This window comes from Hyphomicrobium sp. ghe19 (genome assembly GCF_902712875.1).
GTDB lineage: Bacteria > Pseudomonadota > Alphaproteobacteria > Rhizobiales > Hyphomicrobiaceae > Hyphomicrobium_B.
Map to the genome: position 1 here is coordinate 2902206 of NZ_LR743509.1, position 24415 is coordinate 2926620.

At 60.2% G+C, this 24415-nt stretch carries 22 protein-coding genes and 2 tRNA genes; 3 read left to right on the top strand and 21 right to left on the bottom strand.

The genetic code is table 11. The features are described 5' to 3' along the window. Nucleotides 1-2 precede the first annotated feature (2 nt). The 11 genes from nuoG to AACL53_RS13955 form a co-directional block, all read right to left on the bottom strand. The gene (gene nuoG / locus AACL53_RS13905; RefSeq protein WP_339085127.1) at nucleotides 3-2099 is read right to left on the bottom strand and encodes an NADH-quinone oxidoreductase subunit NuoG; all 2097 of its coding nucleotides are present in this window, start codon (nucleotides 2097-2099) and stop codon (nucleotides 3-5) included. Nucleotides 2100-2113: 14 nt separating this feature from the next. Beyond that, nucleotides 2114-3400, bottom strand: coding sequence for an NADH-quinone oxidoreductase subunit NuoF (gene nuoF, locus AACL53_RS13910; RefSeq protein WP_339085128.1), 1287 nt, complete (start codon nucleotides 3398-3400; stop codon nucleotides 2114-2116). A gap of 5 nt (nucleotides 3401-3405) precedes the next feature. Then, a complete protein-coding gene (nuoE, locus tag AACL53_RS13915) occupies nucleotides 3406-4632 on the bottom strand; it encodes an NADH-quinone oxidoreductase subunit NuoE (RefSeq protein WP_339085129.1) in 1227 nt (408 codons plus the stop codon). A gap of 232 nt (nucleotides 4633-4864) precedes the next feature. Further along, nucleotides 4865-5344: a hypothetical protein gene (locus AACL53_RS13920; protein ID WP_339085130.1), complete on the bottom strand. Its 480-nt coding sequence runs from the start codon at nucleotides 5342-5344 to the stop codon at nucleotides 4865-4867. A gap of 571 nt (nucleotides 5345-5915) precedes the next feature. Then, nucleotides 5916-7106, bottom strand: a complete 1191-nt coding sequence (locus tag AACL53_RS13925) for an NADH-quinone oxidoreductase subunit D (protein WP_339085131.1) — start codon at nucleotides 7104-7106, stop codon at nucleotides 5916-5918. A 3-nt stretch (nucleotides 7107-7109) separates the two neighbouring features. Next, the gene (locus AACL53_RS13930; protein ID WP_339085132.1) at nucleotides 7110-7559 is read right to left on the bottom strand and encodes a thioesterase family protein; all 450 of its coding nucleotides are present in this window, start codon (nucleotides 7557-7559) and stop codon (nucleotides 7110-7112) included. A gap of 11 nt (nucleotides 7560-7570) precedes the next feature. Then, nucleotides 7571-7870 carry a hypothetical protein gene (locus tag AACL53_RS13935; RefSeq protein ID WP_339085133.1) on the bottom strand — a complete coding sequence of 100 codons (300 nt, stop codon included), beginning with the start codon at nucleotides 7868-7870 and terminating at the stop codon, nucleotides 7571-7573. Between the two features lie 209 nt (nucleotides 7871-8079). After that, nucleotides 8080-8682, bottom strand: a complete 603-nt coding sequence (locus tag AACL53_RS13940) for an NADH-quinone oxidoreductase subunit C (protein ID WP_339086947.1) — start codon at nucleotides 8680-8682, stop codon at nucleotides 8080-8082. A gap of 14 nt (nucleotides 8683-8696) precedes the next feature. Then, a complete protein-coding gene (locus tag AACL53_RS13945) occupies nucleotides 8697-9092 on the bottom strand; it encodes a hypothetical protein (RefSeq protein WP_339085134.1) in 396 nt (131 codons plus the stop codon). A gap of 33 nt (nucleotides 9093-9125) precedes the next feature. Next, on the bottom strand, nucleotides 9126-9719 hold the full coding sequence (locus AACL53_RS13950) for an NADH-quinone oxidoreductase subunit B family protein (protein ID WP_339085135.1): 594 nt from the start codon (nucleotides 9717-9719) through the stop codon (nucleotides 9126-9128). Continuing rightward, nucleotides 9710-10075 (bottom strand): NADH-quinone oxidoreductase subunit A, encoded by a 366-nt coding sequence (locus AACL53_RS13955; RefSeq protein ID WP_291166995.1) that lies wholly within the window; start codon nucleotides 10073-10075, stop codon nucleotides 9710-9712. Before AACL53_RS13955 ends, AACL53_RS13950 begins: the two co-directional genes overlap by 10 nt. 853 nt (nucleotides 10076-10928) lie before the next feature. Between AACL53_RS13955 and AACL53_RS13960 the strand changes: the two genes are divergently transcribed. After that, nucleotides 10929-11276 carry a hypothetical protein gene (locus AACL53_RS13960; RefSeq protein WP_339085136.1) on the top strand — a complete coding sequence of 116 codons (348 nt, stop codon included), beginning with the start codon at nucleotides 10929-10931 and terminating at the stop codon, nucleotides 11274-11276. A gap of 114 nt (nucleotides 11277-11390) precedes the next feature. On the opposite strand, the gene AACL53_RS13965 is transcribed toward AACL53_RS13960, so the two are convergent. Continuing rightward, on the bottom strand, nucleotides 11391-11840 hold the full coding sequence (locus tag AACL53_RS13965) for a YaiI/YqxD family protein (protein WP_339085137.1): 450 nt from the start codon (nucleotides 11838-11840) through the stop codon (nucleotides 11391-11393). A 292-nt stretch (nucleotides 11841-12132) separates the two neighbouring features. Here AACL53_RS13965 and AACL53_RS13970 point away from each other — a divergent pair, with 292 nt between their 5' ends. Next, complete coding sequence (locus AACL53_RS13970) at nucleotides 12133-13245, top strand: DUF2778 domain-containing protein (RefSeq protein WP_339085138.1); 1113 nt, start codon at nucleotides 12133-12135, stop codon at nucleotides 13243-13245. A gap of 397 nt (nucleotides 13246-13642) precedes the next feature. On the opposite strand, the gene AACL53_RS13975 is transcribed toward AACL53_RS13970, so the two are convergent. Further along, nucleotides 13643-14416: a TorF family putative porin gene (locus tag AACL53_RS13975; protein WP_339085139.1), complete on the bottom strand. Its 774-nt coding sequence runs from the start codon at nucleotides 14414-14416 to the stop codon at nucleotides 13643-13645. A gap of 499 nt (nucleotides 14417-14915) precedes the next feature. On the opposite strand from AACL53_RS13975, the gene AACL53_RS13980 reads away from it, so the two are divergent. After that, a complete protein-coding gene (locus AACL53_RS13980; protein ID WP_339085140.1) occupies nucleotides 14916-15818 on the top strand; it encodes a MurR/RpiR family transcriptional regulator in 903 nt (300 codons plus the stop codon). A 210-nt stretch (nucleotides 15819-16028) separates the two neighbouring features. On the opposite strand, the gene AACL53_RS13985 is transcribed toward AACL53_RS13980, so the two are convergent. The 8 genes from AACL53_RS13985 to tig all read right to left on the bottom strand — a co-directional run bounded on the left by AACL53_RS13985 (nucleotide 16029) and on the right by tig (nucleotide 24101). Continuing rightward, nucleotides 16029-16105: transfer RNA gene (locus AACL53_RS13985), tRNA-Asp, on the bottom strand. A gap of 130 nt (nucleotides 16106-16235) precedes the next feature. Further along, nucleotides 16236-16742, bottom strand: coding sequence for a DUF1993 family protein (locus AACL53_RS13990; RefSeq protein ID WP_339085141.1), 507 nt, complete (start codon nucleotides 16740-16742; stop codon nucleotides 16236-16238). A gap of 255 nt (nucleotides 16743-16997) precedes the next feature. Then, nucleotides 16998-17072: transfer RNA gene (locus AACL53_RS13995), tRNA-Val, on the bottom strand. 94 nt (nucleotides 17073-17166) lie between these two features. Then, nucleotides 17167-17445: an HU family DNA-binding protein gene (locus AACL53_RS14000; RefSeq protein WP_092867617.1), complete on the bottom strand. Its 279-nt coding sequence runs from the start codon at nucleotides 17443-17445 to the stop codon at nucleotides 17167-17169. A 247-nt stretch (nucleotides 17446-17692) separates the two neighbouring features. After that, nucleotides 17693-20119 (bottom strand): endopeptidase La, encoded by a 2427-nt coding sequence (gene lon, locus AACL53_RS14005; protein WP_339085145.1) that lies wholly within the window; start codon nucleotides 20117-20119, stop codon nucleotides 17693-17695. Between the two features lie 276 nt (nucleotides 20120-20395). After that, a complete protein-coding gene (gene clpX, locus AACL53_RS14010; protein WP_339085146.1) occupies nucleotides 20396-21646 on the bottom strand; it encodes an ATP-dependent Clp protease ATP-binding subunit ClpX in 1251 nt (416 codons plus the stop codon). A 347-nt stretch (nucleotides 21647-21993) separates the two neighbouring features. Then, nucleotides 21994-22644 carry an ATP-dependent Clp protease proteolytic subunit gene (locus AACL53_RS14015; protein WP_339085147.1) on the bottom strand — a complete coding sequence of 217 codons (651 nt, stop codon included), beginning with the start codon at nucleotides 22642-22644 and terminating at the stop codon, nucleotides 21994-21996. 98 nt (nucleotides 22645-22742) lie between these two features. Continuing rightward, nucleotides 22743-24101: a trigger factor gene (tig, locus tag AACL53_RS14020; protein WP_339085148.1), complete on the bottom strand. Its 1359-nt coding sequence runs from the start codon at nucleotides 24099-24101 to the stop codon at nucleotides 22743-22745. Nucleotides 24102-24415: the final 314 nt, after the last annotated feature.

A 24415-nucleotide genomic window follows, 5' to 3' on the forward strand; every position in this document is an offset into this window, starting at 1 on the left:
CCCTATTCCGCTGCGTTGAGTTTTTGTTGATGTGACGCCCGAAGCGCGCTCATGCCGGCCATGACGGCGGAAGATCGCGCGATGGGGTTCGTCATGTAGAAGTCGGCGATCACCGGAGCAAAGGGTCCGGATGACGGTTGTGCGCCGAGCTTCGCGAGCGTTTCGAGCCCGGATACGGCGCGGACTTCGATCGTATCGAGGGCTGCGAGCTGCGGGCTCGTCCGGTACATCGCCGCGCGAAGCTCTTTCAAGCTGTCGTAGGGCAGCTTGGTGCCGGCACGCTCAGAGAGCGCGCGGATGATCGTCCAATCTTCCTTCGCGTCACCCGGCGGAAACACGGCTTTCAGCGTCTGCTGCGCACGGCCTTCGGTGTTGACGAAGGTTGCGTTCTTTTCGGTATAGGCAGCGCCCGGAAGAATGACATCGGCACGTTCGGTGCCTTTGTCGCCGTGCGTTCCCTGGTAGACGACGAACGCGGACGGGCTCACCTTCGACAGATCGCATTCATCGGCGCCGAGCAGATAGACGAACTCTGAATCGGGCCCGAGAATTCCGGCGACGTCCTTGCCGCCCTTTCCTGGAACAAAGCCAAGATCGAGACCTGCGACGCGGGCCGCCGCTGTGTGCAGAACGTTGAAGCCGTTCCACGCTGCGTCTTTCCCAGCAGATGCTTCGAGAACGATGCGCGCTGCGAGCGATAGTACAGCGAGACCGTCGGCGCGAGCGAAGGCGCCCTGCCCGACGATGACCATCGGCTTGCTTGCGGCCTTCAAGACTTCGGCGAACGGGTGCTTGCCGTTCGCGATCTCCGACAAGGTGTCGGGCCCGGCACCCAGATATTCATATGGGTACGCGAGGTCGACCTTGGCGCCGACAAGCGCGATTTTCGTCGGCGCGGCGCGCCAGCGTTTACGAATGCGCGCGTTGAGGACTGCTGCTTCGAGGCGCGGATTGGCGCCGACGATCAGGATCGCGTCAGCCTCCTCGATGCCTTCGATGCCGGAGTTGAAGAGGTAGCTGGCGCGGCCGAGCTTCGGGTCGAGCTTGTCGCCTGCCTGGCGGCAATCGAGAGACGTTGCGCCCAGGCGCGTGAGAAGGTCTTTCAGCGCGAACATTTCCTCGGCGGCAGCGAGGTCGCCCGCGATGGCGCCGATCTTCTCCGCCGAAGCCGCTTTCAATTTCGCGGCAACGAGGGCCAGCGCTTCATCCCAGCTTGCGGGCTCAAAGCGGCCGTTCTTGCGGATGTAGGGTTGATCGAGGCGCTGCGTCTTCAGGCCGTCGGCCACGTGACGCGTCTTGTCGGAGATCCATTCCTCGTTCACGGCGTCGTTGTTGCGCGGAAGGATGCGCATGACGGCGGCGCCGCGCACGTCGGCGCTGACCGAGGAGCCGACGGCATCCATCACGTCGATGGTCTCGAACGTTTCCATCTCCCACGGCCGGGCGGCGAAGGCCCACGGGCGATGCGTCAGCGCGCCGACAGGGCAGAGATCGACGGCGTTGGCACTCATTTCCGAGAGAATGCCTTGCTCGAGATAGGTCGTGATCTCCGCGTCTTCGCCGCGCCCGATCAGTCCGAGTTCCTCGACGCCCGCAACTTCCGTCATGTAGCGAACGCAGCGCGTGCAGTGAATGCAGCGCGTCATCATCGTCTTGATCAGCGGACCGATGTGCTTTTCTTCGACGGCGCGCTTGTTCTCGGTATAGCGCGAGCCGCCCATGCCGAACGCCATCGCCTGATCTTGCAGATCGCATTCGCCGCCCTGATCGCAGATCGGGCAGTCGAGCGGGTGGTTGATGAGCAGAAACTCCATCACCCCTTCACGCGCCTTCTTCACCATCGGAGAGCCGGTGTTGACGACTTTCGGCGAGCCGTCTCTGTTCGGCGGCAGATCGTTGACGAGCATCGCGCAGGACGCGACCGGCTTCGGCGACCCCTCGACCTCGACCAGACACATGCGGCAGTTGCCGGCGATCGACAGCCGCTCGTGATAGCAGAAGCGCGGAATGACCGAGCCCGCCAATTCGCAGGCGTGCATCAGCGTCGTGCCGTCCTCGACCTCGATCGGCTTGCCGTCGACAATAAGTTGCTTGGCCATCGTTTTTCCGCAGCCTACTCTGCCGCCATGCGTGAATGTTTTGCCTGGTAATCGTCGATACGTGCTTCGATCACCGAGCGGAAGTTCTTGATCAGGCCCTGAACGGGCCATGCCGCCGCGTCGCCGAGCGCGCAGATGGTGTGCCCTTCGACCTGCTTCGTGACATCGAACAAAAGATCGATCTCGCGTTTTTCGGCTTCGCCGCGTTCCATACGCTCGAGGACGCGCCACATCCAGCCGGTGCCTTCGCGGCACGGCGTGCACTGGCCGCAGCTCTCGTGCTTATAAAAATAGGCGATGCGCCGGATTGCGCCGATGATGTCCGTCGATTTGTCCATCACGATCACGGCGGCAGTGCCGAGACCCGAGCCGAGCTTGCCCAGCGCGTCGAAATCCATCGTCACCGCTTCGGACTGCTCGGCCGTGATACAGCGGACCGACGATCCGCCCGGAATGACGGCGAGCAGATTATCCCAACCACCGCGGACGCCGCCGCAGTGCTTGTCGATTAGCTCCTTGAGAGGGATGCCCATCTCTTCTTCGACGACGCATGGGCGCTCGACGTGGCCGGAGATCTGGAAGAGCTTCGTGCCGGTGTTGTTCGGCTTGCCGAGCGCTGCGAACCAGGCCGAGCCGCGACGCAGGATTTCGCCTGCGACAGCGATGCTTTCGACATTGTTGACCGTGGTCGGCGCACCATAAAGGCCGACGTTGGCCGGGAACGGCGGTTTCAGGCGCGGCTGGCCCTTTTTGCCTTCCAGGCTTTCGAGCATCGCCGTTTCTTCGCCGCAGATGTAAGCGCCGGCGCCGTGGTGCACGAAAATGTCGAAGTCCCAGCCGTGGACGTTGTTCTTGCCGATCAGCTTGGCGTCGTAGGCTTCATCGATGGCGCGCTGGAGCGCTTCGCGCTCGCGGATGTATTCGCCGCGCACGTAAACGTAGCACGTGTGGGCGCGCATCGCGAAGGAAGCCAACAACGCGCCTTCGATCATAAGATGCGCGTCGTGCCGAAGAATCTCACGGTCCTTGCAGGAGCCGGGCTCGGACTCGTCGGCATTGATAACGAGATAGCTCGGCCGTGCATCGGCCTTCGGCATGAACGACCACTTGAGGCCCGTCGGGAAGCCCGCGCCGCCCCGGCCGCGCAGGCCCGACTTCTTCACCTCGTCGATGATGTAGTCGTGGCCCTTGTCGATGAAGAATTTCGTGCCATCCCACACGCCCCGGCTCATCGCGCCTTTGAGGCTAACGTCGTGGAGGCCGTAGATATTGCGGAATATGCGGTCGCGATCATGCAGCATGCGCGCTACCCTTTCGGCCTTTTGCCGGCGTTGCTTTCAGGACGCCACCCGGATGCGAGCTTCTGCGCCTGCTCGATCCATTTGTCACGCGTTACGCGACCCATGAAGCCATCGAGCTGGACTTCGAACCACGCGACGTTCTGTGGCGTCCACTTCGCGATCTGATCGAAATGCCAGATGCCCATTGCGCCAAGCTTATCGCGCACGTCGGCGGTGACCCCTGAGATCAGCGTAAAATCGTCAGCTTTGCCGTCGCGCGGCGCTTTCAAAAGATCGGGCTCGACTGACCGGCTTGCGGCGGCGGCCCCGGCAATCGCCCTGTCGCGGATCATGTCCGCCTTGATCTTATCGAGCTCGCCCGCGGAAAGCGCCTTGCCGCCGCCACGCTCTTCGAGCTCCTTTACGAGCCCAGCGTTCGCCATCGCGGTCAGCGCTGCGGGGTGAACCGGCGCAGGCTTTCCAGCCGCTCCTCCCGGTGACGCCGGCGATGTGCCCGCGGCGACCTCTGCCTTGTGCGCCGGGGAAGCGAGGGCGGATGGCGGCGTCGCTTCGTTGGCGTCGCCAGCGGGTCCGCCCGATGTTTCTTCAAAACGCTTCTTCCAGGCGCCGATCGTCGAGCCATCGTAAAGTGCCGGATCGGTCAACGTGGTCGGACCAGATGCCGGGCAAGACGCCACGCGGCCGATCTGAGATCCGGCTTTCGGCTGTCCACCGGCAATGAAGCCATCGATAATCTTATTCAGCTGTTCAGGCGTCAGGTCTTCGAAGGTATCCTTGCCGATCTGAACGACCGGAGCGTTGGCGCAGACGCCGATGCATTCGACCTCTTCCCACGACGCCGTGCCATCGGCGTTCAGTGTGTGGGAATGCTCGTCGATCCGGCTCTTGCAGACGGCGACGAGATCGCGCGAGCCGCGGAGCATGCACGGGGTGGTGCCGCAGACCTGAACGTGGAGTTTTGTTCCGACCGGCGAGAGCTGGAACATCGTATAGAAGGTCGCGACCTCAAGGCCGCGAATGTGGGCCATTCCCAACATATCGCAGACAAGCCTGATAGCAGGCTCCGGCAGCCAGCCGCCCGCCTGCTCTTGTGCACGCCACAGCAGCGGAATGATCGCGGAAGCCTGCTTACCTTCGGGATATTTCGCGATCACCTCGCTCGCCCACGCTAGATTTTCGGGCGTGAAGGCGAACTGCGCAGGTTGCACTGGATTTAGTCGGCGAACGCCCATCCACGGCTCCTCGAACGTCGGTCGTACGGCGCCGAATACACAACGTCGCCATGTCACAAACTGTGATTCGGCACGTCACGCAGCAATGTCGACTCTCAGAGTGACATTAAACCCTCGGCCACCAACGCGGTCCAGTACGAGGAATGCCGCGCCAAAGCAAGCATTTGCCGATCCCCATGTGGGAGCAAGCGCTGTTCGCAGTGGAGATTTAGGTGCGACGAAAAGCGCGAAGCTATGGAGCCGATTTCGGCGGCGGCGCTGGCGACGTCACGCCTGCGTCCGGACTGAGAATTCCGCGACGCTGAAGTGTTTCGGAGGGGCGCTCCGTCGCCCACCGGCGTTCGGAAAAGCCGAGTGGCACGGCGAGCCAGCCGAGCAGCAGAAGAAACGTAGCGATAGGCGCGAGAAACAGCGCAAGCTGCGAGCCGACGCGGAGAAACCCCGTCCAAAGACTGGCGAACAGTAAACCCAGCGCAATGATCATCCAGCCGCCGTCGTCGGCGCCGCGTGCCGTAGCAAACAGCAAACCGGCGAACAGGCCGCCAAGTCCGATCAGAACCGGAATGAACGGCAGGTCGGCTTGCAGCGCGCCCATCGGCCAGCTCCGCGAGCGGGCGAAAAGCCGATACGTCGCAAGGCTCAAGCCCCAACCGACGGCGGCCACGGCGAGCAGAAACAAGTTGTCGACCATCGGCGCAGCACCGGGAAGCATGCGCGGCTCCTTTGTCCTCGTTCACTCCACCTAACCTGTGCATCCTACCGGACGCGAGCGGGGCGGGGATAAGTTTTTTTAGGAGGGGTTGCCCGCAGCCAGGTCAGTGAGTTCGTTCTAGGTGCGATCGAACGAAGCTATCTTCCGCAACGATTCGGTCAGTTATACAAAAAACGTCGCCGATCGACGGGTGAGCCAATGCCTCGGCGCGATCAAGAATGCGGCCCAACAGGGGTGAGCCTGACCATAGCGAATTCTCTGCATCGAGCACCGTAGCTCCAAACTCGGTCTCATCGGCCCAGAGCTTCAGAACCATCGCGATCCGCTGGTCCGACGTCCCCTCATTTCCCCATCCCCCAATGCTTACAAGGGCCCGCACCGTTCGGTCCGTGTGGCCCTCGGTGAAAGCAGCGTAGTAAATGGCGTGGGCATTTCCGTCTCGGTAGACGAACCGAGTAAGGGTCGTGGTGGTCGTCCCGCAACACGGGCATTTCGAAAATTTGGGCGATTCAAAATCGATCGAAAGCATCGCCCCTCTGATTAGCTCCCCTTGATACGCGCCATGGGACTTTCAGCGATCGATTTCGCCGAAGACGATGTCGAGGGATCCGAGGATCGCCGAGACGTCCGCCAACATGTGACCGCGGTTGATGAAATCCATTGCAGCGAGGTGAGGGAATCCGGGAGCGCGGATCTTGCAGCGGTAGGGCTTATTCGAGCCATCCGACACGAGATAGACGCCGAACTCGCCTTTCGGCGCTTCGACCGCGGCGTAGACTTCGCCGGGCGGCACGTGGAAGCCTTCGGTGTAAAGCTTGAAGTGGTGGATCAGCGCTTCCATCGAGCGCTTCATCTCACCGCGCTTCGGCGGCACGACTTTCTTGTTGTCGGCGACGTGCGGGCCCTTGCCGCGCGCCGATTTCAAGAGCTCGCAGCACTGCTTCATGATCTTGGTCGATTCCCGCATCTCCTGCATCCGGATGAGGTAGCGGTCGTAGCAGTCACCGTTTTTGCCGATCGGAATATCGAAGTCGAGATCGGCGTAGCATTCGTAGGGCTGGGACTTGCGCAGGTCCCATGCGGCGCCGGAGCCGCGGACCATGACGCCTGAAAAGCCCCACGCGAAGGCTTCATCCAACGCGACGACGCCGATATCGACGTTGCGCTGCTTGAAGATGCGGTTTTCCGTCAACAGCGCGTCAATGTCATCGATGACTTTGTAGAAGGGGTCGCACCAGGCGTAGATATCGTCGATCAATGCCTCGGGCAGGTCCTGGTGGACGCCGCCCATGCGGAAGTATTTGGCGTGCATGCGCGAGCCTGAGGCGCGCTCGTAGAACACCATGAGCTTTTCGCGCTCTTCGAAACCCCAGAGCGGCGGGGTCAACGCGCCGACGTCCATGGCTTGCGTCGTGACGTTCAAGAGATGCGACAGCAAACGGCCGATTTCGGAGTACAACACGCGGATCAGCTGGGCGCGGTATGGGACTTCAAGCCCCAGCAGCTTTTCTGCAGCAAGGCAGAAGGAGTGCTCCTGATTCATCGGGGCGACGTAATCGAGACGATCGAAGTAGCCGATCGCCTGCATGTACGTTTTGTGCTCGATAAGCTTCTCGGTGCCGCGGTGAAGAAGGCCGATATGCGGATCGACGCGCTCCACGACCTCGCCGTCGAGTTCGAGAACGAGGCGAAGCACTCCGTGCGCCGCCGGGTGCTGCGGCCCGAAGTTGATGTTGAAGTTGCGGATTTCGGTCTCGGCCATGGTTCAAACGGTCCCGCGGGTAATCGGTGCAAGTCTGGCGAGCTTCGCCTTGTCGTTCACTCGCTGCTCGAACTTATCCCAGTTGACGACGATACGCTGATGCTCGCCCTCGCCGATTAAATCAATCCCATCATGCGCTTTGACATGAAAGAAAAGGCGGCGCCCTGCGACCTTCGTGCACTCGGCCTCGACGGTTACGGTTTGTCCGGGGACTGTGGCGGCTGCGTGCGAAACATTGACGTGAACGCCAAGCGAGCCCTCTCCGTCGTCGAGATGCGGCGAAATGATATGCAGGCAGGTCCACTCCATCAGGCCGACCATGAAGCCCGTGGCGAAGACGGTCGGCATCAGCTGAAATTCGTGCGCCTCGGGATAGAGATGCGGCACGGTCTTGGTCGCCGGAACACGATAGGAAAATTGCGTTCTGGCGCCAGCGTGAAGCGTGTCTTTCACGGCCTCGGTCCTTACAGCCGGTCTTTAAGGTTGCGTATAGTAATATAGAGGCTCGAAGCGGTGCCCGCGACAGCAAAGAGCCCGAGGAAAAAGCTCCAGAAATGCGGCTCCGTCGTGCGGCCGAACCAGGGATACAGCAATTCTGCGGCGCCCGAGACCATGATGACGCCAACCGGAATGAATATGGTTCCGTACGGCAGATACCGGCAGACGATGCCCAGCGCCAAGCCCGCAACCGCCCGCGGCCAATCCAGAATGAAGGCGCCGACCATGAGAACTGTCGCGATTGCGACGCTGACCTCGAATTGCATTGCGATCCTGGCCCCACGAACTAATCTGAATTCCCGGCCGACGCACTATTGAACGGCGACGACCCGGCGGGAAGCGAAGGTCGCGCTGAACCATTGCACTCAAGGCCGATTCCCTCTTCGAATCTTTCCCTCGAACGACAGCCCGCGAACGCCCGGCATACCGGCGCCAGGAAAACGGGTTCAGAGGCCGTGCGCAGACTTACGACAACTCACGATTTCGGGCCGGCTTTTTCGTCGCCCGGCAGGACATGGCTCGGGCTTTCCCAGGGGCTCTCGAAATCGAAATCCCGAAATTCCTGCGTGAGCTTCACCGGCTCGTAGACGACGCGCTTTTTTTCGTCGTCGTAGCGCACTTCGACGTAGCCGGTGAGCGGGAAATCCTTCCGCAAAGGATGGCCCTGGAAGCCGTAGTCGGTCAGGATGCGGCGAAGATCGGGGTGGCCGGTGAAGCGGATGCCGTAGAGGTCGTAGGCTTCCCGCTCGTACCAATTGGCGGCCGGAAATACATCGTTGACGCTTGCGACGGGCGTCGCCTCGTCAGTCGAAATCTTGACCCGCAGCCGCTGATTGAGGCGCATCGACAGCAGATGGTAGACGACGTCGAACCGTTCGGCGCGTTCGGGATAGTCGACACCGCAGATGTCGATTAGGACTTCAAACTGGCATTTCGGATCGTCGCGAAGCTTCGTGAGGATTTCAACGATGTTTTCGCGCGCGACGACAACGGTCAGCTCGTCATACGCGGTTTCTTTGGAAAGCAAGCGGTCCGCGAGGAGGGTACCGACGTGGCTCGATTGGGCGGCTAGATCCATCGCTGTTTGACCTATTATGGCTTTGCGCTCGTGCGCGTTAGATCGGAACACCCTGCGGTCGCCTCCGCACCGGGCTCCAGATAGCACGCCGAGATGTGATCGGCACTCAAGATATGCCCCTGAACGTAGCCCTTGCTCGTCGGAGAGACCCAGCCGAAAGACGCGTTGTCCGGAAAGACGACGCCGAAGAAATCCTTGCGTCCAGCCTCATAGACGAAATAACCGCGGAAGCGCCGGTCCGTCTGTTCCGTGATGTGCACGGTGCGGTCGCGCACGCGAAGTCCGTGGATGTCGCCGATCGTGAAGTTCTTGCCGCTCCATGTACCGATCATGCTCGGCCCGTCGTCGGCGGACGCAGGGCATGCAAAGCAGACCGCCAGCCATGCCAGTCCCGATCGAACCAAGTCCATTCGCATAGGCGCCCCGGCAAGCCTCTTTCGTTGTCACCGCTCGATCGTACCGGTGCGGCGTATCTTCCGCTGCAGCAACAGAATTCCGTAAAGGAGCGCCTCGGCGGTCGGCGGGCATCCCGGGACATAGACGTCGACCGGCACGATGCGATCGCAACCGCGCACGACAGCGTAGGAATAGTGATAGTAGCCGCCGCCGTTGGCGCAGCTACCCATCGAGATAACGTAGCGCGGCTCCGGCATCTGGTCGTAGACCTTGCGGAGCGCCGGGGCCATCTTGTTGGTCAACGTGCCGGCGACGATCATGACGTCCGACTGCCGCGGCGACGCGCGGGGGGCGAAGCCAAATCGCTCGACGTCATAACGCGGCATGGATGCCTGCATCATCTCAACGGCGCAGCAAGCGAGGCCGAACGTCATCCACATCAGCGAGCCCGTCCGGGCCCAAGTGATCAGATCGTCGACGCTCGTGACGAGAAAGCCCTTATCGGCAAGTTCGTTCGAAACGTCGGTAAAGAAGGGGTCTGCGGCGGGCGACACCAGGCCTGGCGAACCTTCCTGAGCGCGGTCGAAGACGCGATCGAAGAGCAGGCCACCTGGACGCTCGTCCTTAAGGATCACTCCCATTCCAACGCGCCCTTCTTCCATTCATAGATGAAGCCGATGGTCAGCACGCCCAGAAACACCATCATCGACCAGAAGCCGAACACGCCGATTTCCCTGAACGCCGCGGCCCATGGAAAGAGAAATGCGATCTCGAGATCGAAGATGATGAAGAGAATCGACACGAGATAGAATCGCACATCGAATTTCATGCGCGCATCGTCGAAGGCGTTGAAGCCGCACTCGTAGGCGGACACCTTCTCCGGATCCGGGTTCCGAACCGCGACGAGAAACGGTGCGATCATCAGGGCGCCGCCGATAAACAGCGCGACGCCGATGAAAATCGCGATCGGAAGGTAGTGGGAGGTAAGATCCATCATCGCCGTCAATCCGCTAGCGTGGGAGAGTCCGAGCGCTTTCGCAGCTATGGGGGTGTTAACCTACGGCGTTCTAAGGCGCAACTCCCCAGCCGCTCCTCGCCATTTGAAGACTATGGGAAGCGCAAGTGCCACCTTTTAGTCCCCGCGGTCAGCACCCGAGCCTGACGGCAATCTGTCACACGGTGGGCGTTCGCCGTGCCGGTGCCGTCGCCGGGTCAATTGCCGGGACGGCGGCAGTTCAACTCCGGCCGGCGCCGTGCTCATCGCAAAGACGCATCACGTCGGCCTGGCGCTCCACCCCGGTTTTCTGGATGAGGCGCGCCGAATTCGATTTGGCGGTCGGCAGCGCGTTCGCGATCGAATCGGCTGCTTCCTTCTAGGACACGCGCCCCTCCGCCGAGCGCCGTTAACAGCCTGCGCTCCGCGGGTGTGAACCCAGCGCAACGCTTGCGCCGAGTCTTCGATCCGGATCGCACGGTCGTGAAATGCGTGGACGAGTTCAAATCGGCGTGGCGAAGTTTGCCCGAGTGAAGACTGCAACGCGCGCGGACAATATCGCTGTGAGATGGCGCGTATCAGAGTTGCTGAGCGCGGATCGATCCAAACGGCGCGCCACATTCAACGCGATAAGCGGCGCTATTCTCTCGTAGGGATCATTCGAATTCGGATGCGATATTCGAATACGCGCCAATAAATGTTTGGTTGACCGCTTCTCCGAACATCGTCGCGCAATACCACTGCTTTGAGCAATACTCTTAATGCGGATCAACTCCGTCAACTCGACGTCGCTCGTTCAGCAACCATTCACGGGTGGTGGCGTTTTTTTAAATCCACTTTTGCAGGGAGCATTTTCATGAGAAATCTGATTTATGCACTTCCCGTGCTCGCCTTGGCGGCCTTTACGCCTCATTCGGCGAAGGCGGCGGATCTCGGCGGCGAGTGCTGCGAAGGACGTCCGGCTGTCGTCCAAGGTCCGCCGGTCTATCGAGACTATTACGAAGATGAACCGGTTTATTACGGCCGTCCTTATTACGGTCCCGTTTATTACGGTCCGCGATATTATCGGCCGTTTCCCTATTACGCTGGATACTATCCTTACCGATGGGGACCTGGACCCCGATGGTACGGCCGTCACGGCGGCTGGGGCGGACGGCACGGCGGGTATGGGCACCGGTTCGGCGGTCATCGCGGCTGGCGGTGACGGACGTTAAAGCGTTTGCCTGAACCGCAGTCTGATCGCCGAAACTCCCTGCGCTTTCTCCGCGCCGTATGCGCGATGCCCGGCGGCATTGAGATTGTCAGTTGAAGAGGACGCTCAGCCCCTCCTCTTCCCTGCCTGGATTGCATTTTCCAGCGCCTGCAGAAAGTGAGACCGGTCGCGCGGCGTGAACGAGGGATTGAAGCCGCGACTTTCGCCGGTTTCGCGCAAGTGGCGCTGCATCTCTCGCATCGCGACCGCCATGCCGATGTTGGCGTCGCTGAACGCTTTGCCCGTTGGCCCGATGCATTGTGCCCCGGCTTTGAGACAACGGGCGGCGAGCAGAATATCCGCGGTTATGGCGATGTCGGACGGTCCGATGCGCTCGGCAATCCAGTCGTCGGCGGCGTCGGGGCCTTCTTCGACAACGATGAGCTTGATGAGCGGGCTCGCGTCGATCCGCATCCAGCTGTTCGACACCATGTGAACGGGGAGGTCGTGCCGCATGGCAACGCGCACCACTTCTGCTTTCACCGGGCAGGCATCCGCGTCGACGTAGATTTGCATCGTGCATCATCTTTCCAAGCACCGCGGCGCTCGACGCGCACGCGGGATCGTTTTATTCACGAGCTGAGCTTAAGCGAGCCGTAAATCGCGAATCGGTGAGGAAATGGTCAGACCCATCGGGACGGCCTCTCTCTTGCCCAGACTTTCGGGGTACGAGTGAGCTATGGACCATCTCTGCTTCGCCGGGAACCAAGGGATGTACATGCCGCGCCGTCGCACATCTCGGTCCTGGGGTGAGCGAGGCCTCCGATTCCATTCGAAATCCCCGTGCCGAGCTTATTCTAGATTGCCCATGGATCGCATGAAAGCAGCGCTGCTCGCAGCCCTCACCGGCCTCCTGCTGATGTCGAATTACAGCCACGCGCAGCAACCGGTAAAAGCCGACGCGAAAGCTGCAGCGGGCGCGGCGGCGGGTCAGATCGCAGACTTCTTCAGCGAGGTTGGCGATCAAATCTACGAAGACTGCATCTTCGAATTATCGCAGGAGCAGATCGAAGTTCAGCAGGCGCTGATCCTCGCCTACATCAAGGCGGGGGCCGAGAGTTCTGTTGCCCGGCGCTTAGCGGTGAAGCAGATTCAGCCGCCGAAAGTCTCTGCCAAATGCGAGCAAATCCGCCACCTGCCGAAGGTCATCGCGCCGGCGGTTCCCGATTTTCAGCCCCCGGTCATCCAGAAGCCGACGGTCGCCGCCGTACCGCCGTCAAAAGCGGTGCCTCCGCCGGTCGTCGTTGCGAACAAGAAGACCCTGCCGCAGTGGGACTGCGCGCCGGGCGTCGATTACGTGACCATTCAGCTCAACGGCTATCCGCGAAAGCTGACGGGGGGCGAAATCTGCAATCCCTTCGATGACGTGGTCCACGAAGTTCCGCCGAACGTTCAACGCTTCCGCCTTGGCTATACGATCCGGACCGGCCGGCTTTTCATCATATCCGATGATCCGGGGGCACGTGGGCAAACCATCACCTGGGCAATTTCGGGCAGAGATGTGTGCAGGAACAATCCCGATCCCGACTGCCTCGCGACGCGCGCAGTCGGACCGCTGCCACCGGGAGAATATTCCTTCGGCTCGGATAAGGGCCCGCGCATTACGTGGGGCCCGAAGACGAAGCGCAACGTTGCCGGGATTTATCTGACCAAGCTCTCGAACAGAGACAAGTTCACCCCTCAACAGACCGCTGCAATCCTGGCGCGCGGCAACATTGCCATTCACGAGCGCCTCAAGGGCGAAATGTCGGAAGCGTGTCTCGGGCTCGAGCCGAAGGGCTGGGCCTACGTCGCATCGCTGATCAAGGAGTCGAGGGCAACGGGCGTCAGCGTCTATATCGACGAACCCTATCCGCAGGTCGCTGAAAACCCGCCGATCGTCGTTGCCTCTTCTTTCTCACTTACGTCGCTGTTCAAGTGATCGCACGACATCGGGCCGTTAAGGGACGGCCCGTTGCTGCGCCGCTTCGATCGAAGTGGTTGCCAGAGATCTCATCGAGAGCGGCAAGCTCGTCGACCTTTTTCCGGGCGATTCCCGCTCTATGCCTACTCGCGCTTTCGTCGATTTCATTCTAGCGGCGGCGCGCTGAGCGAGGCGCGAGCGGCGGGTTGCTTGTCCGATAAATCCGCGGTCTCTCGCTCTCCAGCTGAACGGGTCAGCCGAGCGAATCGCGATTACGTACGGGCGGTTTCTCCGCCCGATAGCACCGCACAAACGAAAGCCGCCGCACGGGGGCGTGCAGCGGCCATTCAGCTGGGCGTTGAGAGAGATCAAACTCCAGCGTCCTCGGCCGCGTGAGAGCGCGGCCGAAAGTTCGTTACGGAAGAAGGTTCACGCCTGCCGAGAACACGAAGCGGGCATCGGAAAGGCCAGGGTCGATACCGGCCGAGCCAATGTCGGTGTCCGAATAGCGGAAGTCCATGAAGAACTTGTCGACGTTGACCTTAACGCCGGCGTTCCAATACGTGTAGGACTGCACACCATTCCAGTAACCGTTGCCCGCGCCACCGCCATAAATTGCGTTGTCGCCTGCGTCCGTGTGGCCGATCAGAGCCGTGAACTGCGGAGCGAACTGCGCGAACTTTGGAAGGTCGTAGGCAACTGTGCCTTCATACGAAATGTTGGGGGCAGCCGCAGCGCCCTGGTCCGGCGTCAGAAAGATGTTAGCACCCACCGTCAGGCCTTCGCGAAGCGTGGTCGTCGCGCCGATCTTGAATTCGAAATAGTCTATATCGGACGACGAGCCGTCGCGGTTGCCATACGTGTAGTACAGCGCCTGCAGATCCCAGCTGACCGGGCCAGTTACCGGGCGAAGACCGACATAGATATCTTGCTCCCACGGACCGTATGCCCCGTTATTGATGTTGGAGGTCCACGCCGCCGCGTAGGCGATGCCGTAGCTGACTTCCTGATAAATGTTGGCCGTTGGGCCATTGTCCGTGAACGAGATGCCGCGGAACAAGTAATCCGAAGAGCCCGTGATCGTCAGCGCGTAGCCGAACTGTCTGTCTTCTGCTGAAGCGATGCCAGCGGTGGCAAACATTGCCAGAGCTGCTGCACAAACCCCACCCGTGACTTTGCGTCCGAACATCTAAATCCCCTATTCTGCAGAGGAAGCGGCCCCGCGCCCTCTGTCCCCGAATTCACCCATCACCCCGGACTGCGTATCGCTTTGGCGACTCGCCCCAGACCCGGCATAATTTTTTGTAATGGTACGTGCGTTCCATTCAATCAAATAGTACGAATGTGCGTTGCACACGGTACAGTGTGTGACGCCTCTGCAACAACGCGAGGTCTTTTGCCTAAATACCGTTCGATTTGCCCGTGCGAAGGGCCCAAAAGCGGGTCGCTTTGAGGGTTGGATAACGCCGAGGGGAAAGGGCCGCAGGTGGGGGTTCAGGCGCAGACGGACTTGATGACCGCGTCTCAATATGTTCGACTGTATACTGATTATTAGCGACTCGGGGGTCGCCTCCGATAACGTTCAGCAGTCTTTGTATTGCCCGCCAGGGCCGTCACTTGGTTTGCGCGACAGCCTCTTCTTTCGAGGGGCTTGGAATTAGCACCCGTTTATTTTGCCATGAGAACAAATGGATCAGTCATTTATTCGACCAGCCAGCGCCACTGGGGTCCTTGAACTGCTGGCGAAAAGCCTTGGTGGCCTGACGCCGGAGCTTAGGAAAGCTGCCACGCACGTTCTGGAGCATTCCAACCTCATCAGCGTCAGCTCCATTCGCGAGATGGCCGAGCAGGCGAACGTGAAGCCAAACACCCTCGTGAGGATGGCCCGAGCCATTGGCTTCGAAGGATACGAAGATTTCCGCAAGCCATTCCGGGAAAGGGTCATCAAGGGCCAGGATGATTTCCCCGACCGGGTCCGCTGGCTTCAATCCCTCGCCCAAGACGGCAAGCTCGCGGGGCTTTATTCCGAGATCGCCACTGCCTCGATCGCCAACATCGAACAGCAGTTTTCGGGGACGACATCGGTCGCCATCAAGGCCGCGGCAGACGATATCGTCCATGCGCCGACGACCTACGTTCTGGGTACGGGGATGGCCAATTCGATTGCCGCGTATTTCGCCTTCATCGCGAGCCTGGCCATCGGTAAAGTCACAGCCATCCCGCGTGACGGCCTGCTGCCCACAGACGGTCTGGCACGGGCGGCGACGAGCGACGTCCTCCTTGCCATGGCATTCAAGCCCTATCAGCACGAAGTCATCGACGCCGTGGAGTTGGCGGTTTCGCGGGGCATCACGGTCATTGGCATTTCGGACAGCCCTGCCTCCCCCATTCTCACAGGGGCGGGTCACCGCTTTGTCGTTCCGATGATTACGACGCAATTCTTTGCGTCGAGCGTCGCGCTGATGTCTCTTCTGGAAACGATCATTGCGTTCGTGATCGCTGCAACGAGCCCCGAAGCCGTCAAATCCATCGAGATGCTCCAGCAGCACCGGCAGGAACTCCATCGCTATTTGAGCTACGGCGAGCGCTGATCGATTGCCAACGTCGCCACCCGCCAAGCGCACGTGAGGTTCGACCGGCGGCAACCCGCCTAAGGCGTGCGAGTGGCTTCGAATGGAGTTCTAAGATTTCGCGTAGCGAGATGGTCTGGGGCGGCTCAACGAACGGCTCGCCAGGATTGAAGCGCCATCTCCATTCAGAAAGCTCAACAGCGTTGAAAACCGTTGTCGCTTCAATGGAAATGGCGCGAGAGACGGGACTTGAACCCGCGGCCTCCGCCGTGACAGGGCGGCGCTCTAACCAACTGAGCTACTCCCGCAATCCAGAAAGTGACGGGCGCCGAAGCGCCCGCCGTCACGACGCTGGGAATACGTGATGGCCGTCCGGCCGTCAAGCCGGAGATCGCATTCCAAAGACAACAAAAAATCGCGGTTCGGCCCTGCAGTTGCTCAAGTACGGCCGAGAAAATCCCGCTTGCCGACTTCGAGGCCGTTGTGTCGCAGGATGTTGTAGGCGGTGGTGCAGTGAAAATAGAAATTCGGCAGCGCGACGTGGAGCAGGTATTCGCGCCCGCTCAACGTCACATCGGCGCCAGCGAGCTTGAGCGTCAATTGCCTGCTATCGGAGCCGTCGAGCTGTTCCGGCTTATAGGTGGCCAGGAGAGCCTGGACCTTCGCGATGCGCGCCTTGAGCTCGGGCAGCGTCGCTTCCGTATCGGGGAAGCTCGGAACCTCGATACCGGCCAGCCGGGCCGGCGCTGCTTTGGCGAAGTCGGTTGCGAGCTGCACCTGCCGGGTGAGGTTGAACATATCGGGATAGAGCCGCGCGGCGAGCAGCACCGCGATATCGACTTTTTTTGCCGTGGCGTAGGCCTCGGCTTTATCGAGGATCGCATCGAGGGCGCTCAGCTGCTTCTGAAACGTCGGAATCGCAATGTCATACATCGAGACGGACATGGGTGTTCTTTCTTCGTTGGACGGGACGAACTGAATAAGCGAGACGCCGCTTCACTTGGGAGGTTCAGGGCGAATTAAAAGATGCGTGGCGACGTGATCGTCAAAGGTCAGGCGTTGCCCATTGCGCCGCCGTTATCCACTCAATCTGGTCGAACGAACATCCACCAACCGGCCTAAAGACGTGCGATTGCGCGGTGGACTGCAAAAGTGTCCGCAATTACGGGACACATCTATGCTGATGACTATTTGAAAACATGGTGGGCGGTGAGAGGGTCGAACTCCCGACATCCTCGGTGTAAACGAGGCGCTCTACCACTGAGCTAACCGCCCGAAGCGCCCTTGCTAATCGGTCTGCAAAGGCCTGTCAAAAACAAACACGCGCGCCGCTCACGCGACGCGCGCAAAAAAGATCGCCGATGCGGGCCTAGTTCAAATTCAACGCGTCCTTAAGACCCTTCGCCGGCGTGAACTTCGGCACGCGCGAGGCCGGGATCTGGATGGTTTTGCCGGTTGCGGGGTTGCGGCCTTCGCGCGCCTTACGGGCTGCGACCTTGAAGGTACCGAAATCGGGGATGCGCACTTCGTGGCCATCCTTCATCGCCGCGCGAATGTGTGCGAGAACGGCGTCAACCACGCCACCTGCCTTTTCCTTCGTCAGCTCGCAATCTCTAGCAACGGCATCAATCAAATCTTTCTTGCTCATCTCGTCTTTCCTCTAATGTGGGAGATGGGTTTCAGCTCAGGGCGCGAAGCCCGAGGCGGCCACATCGGGGAGTAGCCGGCCGCGCATGTTCGGCTAGAAGCGCCCAATCGCCCCTTCCGTCAAGCAGAAAACGCCCGTGTTTCCGGACAAAATCACATCAAAGTGCTCAATCGGTGCCTAAGAAAATGCCCCTGCACGGTTACCGCGCAGAGGCATTTATTTCGATAAATTTTCTGTTCAGGGGAACTTAGTGAGCGGTGATCCGCGCACTGGCTTTTCCTGACTCTTTCGCCTCGAGCGCCTCGGCTTCCGCCGCCTCGTCCCACGTAATGGGTTCCGGCACGCGAACGAGAGCGATCTTCAAGACTTCATCGAGACGCGAGACCGGGATGATATCCATCTTGGTCTGCACCTCGGCCGGAATTTCCGCCAAATCCTTGGCGTTTTCTTCCGGAATGATGACCGTCTTGATGCCACCGCGGAGAGCCGCAAGGAGCTTTTCCTTGAGGCCGCCGATCGGCAGCACACGACCGCGCAGCGTGATCTCGCCCGTCATCGCCACATCCTTGCGGACGGGAATGCCGGTCAGAACCGAGATGATCGCCGTCGTCATCGCGATACCTGCGGAAGGTCCATCCTTCGGCGTCGCGCCTTCCGGCACGTGCACGTGGATGTCGCGCTTCTCGAACAAGCTCGGATGAATGCCGAAGTCGATCGAGTGCGAGCGCACATAGGCGTTCGCGGCCTGAATCGATTCCTTCATCACATCGCGCAGGTTGCCGGTGACGCTCATTCTGCCCTTACCCGGCATCATGACGCCTTCGATCGTCAGCAACTCGCCGCCGACCTCAGTCCAGGCAAGGCCAGTCACGATACCGACCTGATCCTCGAGCTCGGCTTCGCCGTACCGGTATTTCGGCACGCCGAGGAAGTCGTGGACGTTATCGGTCGTGACGACGATCGAGGTCTTCGACGACGTCAGGATTTCCTTCACAGCCTTACGGGCAAGCTTGGCAATCTCGCGCTCGAGAGAGCGAACGCCTGCTTCGCGCGTATAACGGCGAATGACTTCCTTCAATGCTCCGTCTTCGATGGACCACTCACCCTGCTCGAGCCCGTGAGCGGTGTACTGCTCAGGAATCAAGTGGCGCTTGGCGATCTCGAGCTTCTCGTCTTCCGTGTAGCCCGCAAGACGAATGATCTCCATACGGTCCATGAGAGCCGGCGGGATGTTCAGCGTGTTGGCGGTCGTCACGAACATCACGTTCGAGAGATCGTAATCGACCTCAAGATAGTGATCGTTGAACGTGCCGTTCTGCTCGGGATCCAACACTTCGAGCAACGCCGCTGCCGGATCGCCTCGGAAGTCCTGACCCATCTTGTCGATCTCGTCCAAGAGGAAGAGCGGATTGGTCCGCTTAGCCTTCTTCATGGACTGAATGACCTTGCCCGGCATGGAGCCGATGTAGGTCCGGCGGTGGCCACGGATTTCCGCTTCGTCACGAACGCCGCCAAGCGACATGCGCACGAACTCGCGGCCGGTCGCGTTGGCGATCGACTTTCCAAGCGACGTCTTACCGACGCCCGGAGGCCCGACGAGGCACAGGATCGGCCCCTTCAGCTTATTCGTACGCGCCTGCACGGCCAGATACTCGAGGATCCGTTCCTTGACCTTCTCGAGGCCGTAGTGCTCCAGATCGAGAATCGTCTGAGCTTCGGCGATGTCCTTCTTGACCTTGCCCTTGATGCCCCACGGGATCGACAAGAGCCAATCGAGGTAGTTGCGAACGACCGTCGCTTCAGCCGACATCGGCGACATCTGCTTGAGCTTCTTCAGCTCAGCCAGCGCCTTGTCCTTGGCTTCCTTCGACAGCTTCGTGTTCTCGATCTTTTCCTCGAACTCGGCGATGTCATCGCGTTCGTCGGAATCGCCAAGCTCCTTCTGAATGGCCTTCATCTGCTCATTCAGATAGTACTCGCGCTGCGTCTTCTCCATCTGGCGCTTTACGCGCGAGCGGATCTTTCTCTCGACCTGGAGAACGGAAATCTCGCTCTCCATGAGCGTGTAGACGCGTTCCAGCCGCTCGGAGATGCTCGCGGTCTCGAGCACGTCCTGCTTCTCTGAGATCTTCACGGCGAGGTGCGAGGCGATCGTGTCGGCGAGCTTCGCGTAGTCCTCGATCTGGCCGACGTTGCTCAGAACCTCGGGCGAGACCTTCTTGTTGAGCTTCACATAGCTCTCGAACTGCGTGACGACGGAGCGCGCAAGCGCCTCCAGCTCGTCCTTTGCGCCCGGAACTTCCGCAACGCGCTCGACCTCGGCTTCGAAGTAATTCGCATTGGTGGTGTAGCGTACGATCTTGGCGCGCGCGTTACCCTCGACGAGAACCTTCACGGTGCCGTCGGGAAGCTTTAAAAGCTGGAGCACGGACGCGAGCGTGCCGATTTCGTAGATCGCGTCGGGCGCCGGATCGTCATCGCCGGCGTTCTTCTGCGCGGCGAGCAGGATCTGCTTGTCGGCGCGCATGACTTCTTCGAGCGCCGCGATCGACTTCTCGCGACCGACGAACAGCGGCACGACCATGTACGGGAATACGACGATGTCACGAAGCGGCAGAACCGGAAACAGCTCTTTTCCGGTGGCTTTCTCTTTGGTCTTTTTGTCTTCGCTCATTTCACTACCTATTCGCCGTGCGACGGAAGACTGTCACAGCCTTCCGATGCATTCCACACTCGTTCCACTTAGGAGCCACGCTTCCCGCCCCTTTTTGTGGCGGCGGTCGGCATGCTCGTGAGCGCGAGCGCGGGGTGAGACCCAAGCTCAAGACACCGGTTTCAGGATTTCCTCGGCTGGCCGCTTGATGCCATTCCCTCCGAACAAATAGGGACCGGCGTCCCGCAAACAAGTCCCGGGACCAAGCCCCCGGAAGGCCGTTACTGTCGCGATGGGCTAAGCCGTCGAACCCTTTTCCTCGGCCCGGTCGGAGTAAATTCTGAGCGGCTTGGCCGAGCCTTCGACGACTTCCGGTCCAATGACAACCTCTTCGACGCCCTTCAGCATCGGGAGATCGTACATCGTGTCGAGCAGAATGCCTTCCATGATCGACCGCAGACCGCGAGCACCCGTCTTGCGCTCGATTGCCTTGCGCGAGATCGCTTTCAGAGCGTCGAGCGTGATCGTCAGCTTCACGTCCTCCATTTCGAAGAGGCGCTGATACTGCTTCACGATGGCGTTCTTCGGCTCGGTCAGGATCTGGACGAGCGCGGTCTCATCGAGGTCTTCCAGCGTCGCGATGACGGGCAGACGGCCGATGAATTCCGGAATGAGGCCGAACTTCAGCAGATCTTCCGGCTCGACGTTGCGCAGGATTTCGCCGGTCCGACGTTCGTCGGGTCCCGTGACCTTCGCGGAGAAGCCGATCGACGAGCCTTTGCCACGACGCGAGATGATCTTCTCGAGACCGGCGAAGGCGCCGCCGCAGATGAACAGGATGTTCGTCGTGTCGACTTGCAGGAATTCCTGCTGCGGATGCTTACGTCCACCCTGAGGCGGAACGGAAGCGACCGTGCCTTCCATGATCTTCAGAAGCGCCTGCTGCACGCCCTCGCCCGATACATCACGGGTGATCGAAGGATTGTCGGACTTGCGGCTGATCTTGTCGACCTCGTCGATGTAGACGATGCCGCGCTGCGCCCGCTCGACGTTGTAGTCGGCCGACTGCAGAAGCTTCAGGATGATGTTCTCGACGTCCTCGCCGACGTAGCCCGCTTCCGTGAGCGTCGTGGCGTCCGCCATCGTGAACGGCACATCGAGGATGCGCGCCAACGTCTGCGCGAGCAGCGTCTTGCCGGAGCCCGTCGGGCCGACCAGCAGGATGTTCGACTTCGCGAGCTCGACGTCGTTGTTCTTCGAAGCGTGGTTGAGGCGCTTGTAGTGGTTGTGGACCGCGACGGAGAGAACGCGCTTCGCGTGGAACTGCCCGATAACGTAGCTGTCGAGCACGTTGCAAATCTCTTGCGGCGTCGGAACGCCGTCACGAGACTTCACGAGAGTGTTCTTGTTCTCTTCGCGGATAATATCCATGCACAGCTCGACGCATTCATCGCAGATGAACACCGTCGGACCGGCTATTAGTTTACGAACCTCATGCTGGCTCTTGCCGCAGAAAGAGCAGTAGAGAGTGTTCTTCTCTTGAGCCATTTGTTCTCACCTTCCGTGCAAGACCCATCAATGCGATGTTCTTGCTTTGGCCCGCCATTCACGTCCGGCACTGAGCCGATTCTACGGCGACGTGAACCTCATAACCAATCTGAGCACGCTAACGTTCGCGAGATCAAGATTGGATTAATGGAGCCCAGGCCGCCATGGGCCGCAAGCGGCGCTATTGCCACAGTTGATAAATGATCAGGCAATCACGCCAATTCAATGCGATAATTTACCTAAACGCCCCACTGGCGTGCCGCGTTTGTTCTTGGCCGTCCCGGCGTGCGCTCAGTTCAAAGAATCTGCGCACGCGCCGGGCGACTTAAGTGTTGCTTCTGCACTCGTCAACCTGACGATTTGCTCTCGAATACGCCCGCATCGACCTCGTCGCGGTTTTCGAGGACCTTGTCGATGAGGCCGAAATCGCGGGCCTGATCGGCGGTCATGAAGTAATCGCGGTCGAGAGTTTTATCGATCATCTCGTAGGTCTGACCTGTGTGTTTCACATAGGTCTCGTTGAGACGGCGCTTCATCTTGATGATGTCCTCGGCGTGGCGCTCGATATCGGACGCCTGCCCAGAGAACCCGCCCGACGGCTGATGCACCATTACGCGGGCGTTCGGGAGCGCATAGCGCATGCCCTTCGCACCGGCGCAGAGCAGAAGCGAACCCATCGACGCAGCTTGACCGATGCACAGCGTTGCGACCTGCGGCTTCACAAACTGCATCGTGTCGTAGATCGCCATGCCCGCCGTCACCACGCCACCCGGCGAGTTGATGTACATCGAGATCTCTTTTTTCGGATTCTCGGATTCGAGGAACAAAAGCTGCATGCAGATCGATGCAGCCATATGGTCTTCGACCGGTCCCGTTACGAAGATGATCCGTTCTTTCAAGAGGCGCGAAGGCAGGTCGTAGCCGCGCTCGCCGCGCGTCGTCTGCTCGACGACCATCGGCCAGAATGTATTCGTCAAAGTACTTACCGGATCGCGCATCGCCTTCGTCTTTCCTAATTTCGGCCGGCCCGTTCAGCAGACCGGCCAGACTCGCACGCTTCAGTCTCTAGCTTTCACTGCTCTGCAGATGAAGGCAATCAGCGTTCGGTCGCTTCTTCGACGGCCTTCAACAATTCGTCCCGCGTGACTTTCTTCTCCGCCGGCTTTGCGTTTTCGATGACGTGGTCGATGACCTTGTCTTCGAAGATCGGAGCGCGAAGCTCGGCCAGGGCGCCCGGCGTCTTCTCGTAGTATTCGTAGACCTGCTTTTCCCGGCCCGGGTAGCGGCGAGCCTGCTCTACGAGCGCGCGACGCAACTCATCCTGGGAAACCGTCAGATTGTTCTTCTCTCCGATCTCGCCGATCACGAGACCAAGGCGAACCCGGCGTTCGGCGATACCGCGGTACTCAGCGCGAGCCTCGTCCTCGGTTTTGCCTTCGTCGGCGAACGTCTTATTCGTGGCTTTGAGATTGTTCTCGAGCTGTGTCCATATATTGTTGAATTCGAAATCAACAAGTGAGGCGGGCAGCTCGAACGTGTGCGCCGTATCGAGGGCGTCCAGAATCTCACGCTTCAGCTTCGCCCGCGACGCTTGGTCGTACTCGCGCTTGATCTGCTCGGTTACGAAACCGCGCAGCTGCTCGAGGCTCTCGGCGCCCAGGCCCTTTGCGAAGTCTTCGTCGATTGCGGGCGTTCTCGGCTTGGCAACGGCCGTCACCTTCACGTCGAACTGCGCCGTTTTTCCGGCCAACGCCTGCATCGGGTAATCTTCAGGGAACGTCGCGTCCACGACCTTCTCGTCGCCGGCCTTCAAACCGACGAGGCCTTCCTCAAAGCCCGGAATAAACTGCTTTTTCCCGATGACGAGGCTCTGGCCTTCGGCGGAACCACCTTCGAAGGCTTCGCCATCGATCTTGCCGACGAAATTCATCGTCACGAGGTCGCCCTCGGACGCTGCGCGCCCGTCTTCGGGATCGTAGGCCGTGTTGCGCTCGGCGAGGTTCGTCAGCGCCTTCTCGATTGCCGCATCGTCGACGTCGGCGACGAGGCGCTCAAGCTTCAGCGACGACAGGTCTGCGAGCGGAATTGGGGGCAGAACTTCGAACGACATTTTGTAGGCGAGATCGCCTTCGCCGTTGGCAATCTTCTCGAAGGTCTGTTCGTTGAAATCGACAAGCTCGACCTTCGGCTGCTGAGCCGGGCGCTCGTTGCGATCCTTGATGGCCTGAGCGCTCGTATCGTTGAGCGTCTGCTCCATTACTTCCTGCATCAGCGACTTGCCGTAGACCTTCTTCAAGTGCGCCAGCGGGACCTTGCCGCGACGAAATCCTTTGATTTGCACACGGTCTTTGAGTTCATCGAGCCGAGATGTGAAGCGCTCGTTGAGCTCTGCCTGGCCGACAACCACCTCGAGTGTGCGCTTCAATCCGTCTCGTGCCGTTTCCGTGACTTGCATCGCCGTATCCTATTGCCGGTGCAGGCCGCTGCACCTCGCCGTTCAACTATTTGGGGAGGCGCCGGCGCGTCTACAAAGCGCTAGCGCCGCCGGCTGCGCAATACCGGTGCAGGCAGACGTTGCCCTCCAGCTATTGCGTTGAATTTGCTTCGTTTTTTAAGCCACCGCGTGCCGCGGATTCATAACAGCCCCTGGAGGGGTGCCAGCATCGCGCGCCTGGAAGCCTAAGGGAGGCCTTAAACAGCCTTTCAGCGAGATTGGCAATACGCTGTCGCGATTGCTTCGAATTTTGAACCCTGCGCCTGATCGCGGCT

What these genes read in the sequence shown, in the direction of transcription:
- nuoG (WP_339085127.1), bottom strand. Translation starts at nt 2,099, where the DNA reads ATGGCCAAGCAACTTATTGTCGACGGCAAGCCGATCGAGGTCGAGGAC.
- lon (WP_339085145.1), bottom strand. Translation starts at nt 20,119, where the DNA reads ATGAGCGAAGACAAAAAGACCAAAGAGAAAGCCACCGGAAAAGAGCTG.
- AACL53_RS13935 (WP_339085133.1), bottom strand. Translation starts at nt 7,870, where the DNA reads ATGCAATTCGAGGTCAGCGTCGCAATCGCGACAGTTCTCATGGTCGGC.
- clpX (WP_339085146.1), bottom strand. Translation starts at nt 21,646, where the DNA reads ATGGCTCAAGAGAAGAACACTCTCTACTGCTCTTTCTGCGGCAAGAGC.
- AACL53_RS13945 (WP_339085134.1), bottom strand. Translation starts at nt 9,092, where the DNA reads ATGGACTTGGTTCGATCGGGACTGGCATGGCTGGCGGTCTGCTTTGCA.
- AACL53_RS13965 (WP_339085137.1), bottom strand. Translation starts at nt 11,840, where the DNA reads ATGCAAATCTACGTCGACGCGGATGCCTGCCCGGTGAAAGCAGAAGTG.
- AACL53_RS13980 (WP_339085140.1), top strand. Translation starts at nt 14,916, where the DNA reads ATGGATCAGTCATTTATTCGACCAGCCAGCGCCACTGGGGTCCTTGAA.
- AACL53_RS13970 (WP_339085138.1), top strand. Translation starts at nt 12,133, where the DNA reads ATGGATCGCATGAAAGCAGCGCTGCTCGCAGCCCTCACCGGCCTCCTG.
- nuoF (WP_339085128.1), bottom strand. Translation starts at nt 3,400, where the DNA reads ATGCTGCATGATCGCGACCGCATATTCCGCAATATCTACGGCCTCCAC.
- AACL53_RS13975 (WP_339085139.1), bottom strand. Translation starts at nt 14,416, where the DNA reads ATGTTCGGACGCAAAGTCACGGGTGGGGTTTGTGCAGCAGCTCTGGCA.
- tig (WP_339085148.1), bottom strand. Translation starts at nt 24,101, where the DNA reads ATGCAAGTCACGGAAACGGCACGAGACGGATTGAAGCGCACACTCGAG.
- AACL53_RS13990 (WP_339085141.1), bottom strand. Translation starts at nt 16,742, where the DNA reads ATGTCCGTCTCGATGTATGACATTGCGATTCCGACGTTTCAGAAGCAG.
- nuoE (WP_339085129.1), bottom strand. Translation starts at nt 4,632, where the DNA reads ATGGGCGTTCGCCGACTAAATCCAGTGCAACCTGCGCAGTTCGCCTTC.
- AACL53_RS13955 (WP_291166995.1), bottom strand. Translation starts at nt 10,075, where the DNA reads ATGATGGATCTTACCTCCCACTACCTTCCGATCGCGATTTTCATCGGC.
- AACL53_RS13950 (WP_339085135.1), bottom strand. Translation starts at nt 9,719, where the DNA reads ATGGGAGTGATCCTTAAGGACGAGCGTCCAGGTGGCCTGCTCTTCGAT.
- AACL53_RS13925 (WP_339085131.1), bottom strand. Translation starts at nt 7,106, where the DNA reads ATGGCCGAGACCGAAATCCGCAACTTCAACATCAACTTCGGGCCGCAG.
- AACL53_RS13920 (WP_339085130.1), bottom strand. Translation starts at nt 5,344, where the DNA reads ATGCTTCCCGGTGCTGCGCCGATGGTCGACAACTTGTTTCTGCTCGCC.
- AACL53_RS13940 (WP_339086947.1), bottom strand. Translation starts at nt 8,682, where the DNA reads ATGGATCTAGCCGCCCAATCGAGCCACGTCGGTACCCTCCTCGCGGAC.
- AACL53_RS14015 (WP_339085147.1), bottom strand. Translation starts at nt 22,644, where the DNA reads ATGCGCGATCCGGTAAGTACTTTGACGAATACATTCTGGCCGATGGTC.
- AACL53_RS14000 (WP_092867617.1), bottom strand. Translation starts at nt 17,445, where the DNA reads ATGAGCAAGAAAGATTTGATTGATGCCGTTGCTAGAGATTGCGAGCTG.
- AACL53_RS13960 (WP_339085136.1), top strand. Translation starts at nt 10,929, where the DNA reads ATGAGAAATCTGATTTATGCACTTCCCGTGCTCGCCTTGGCGGCCTTT.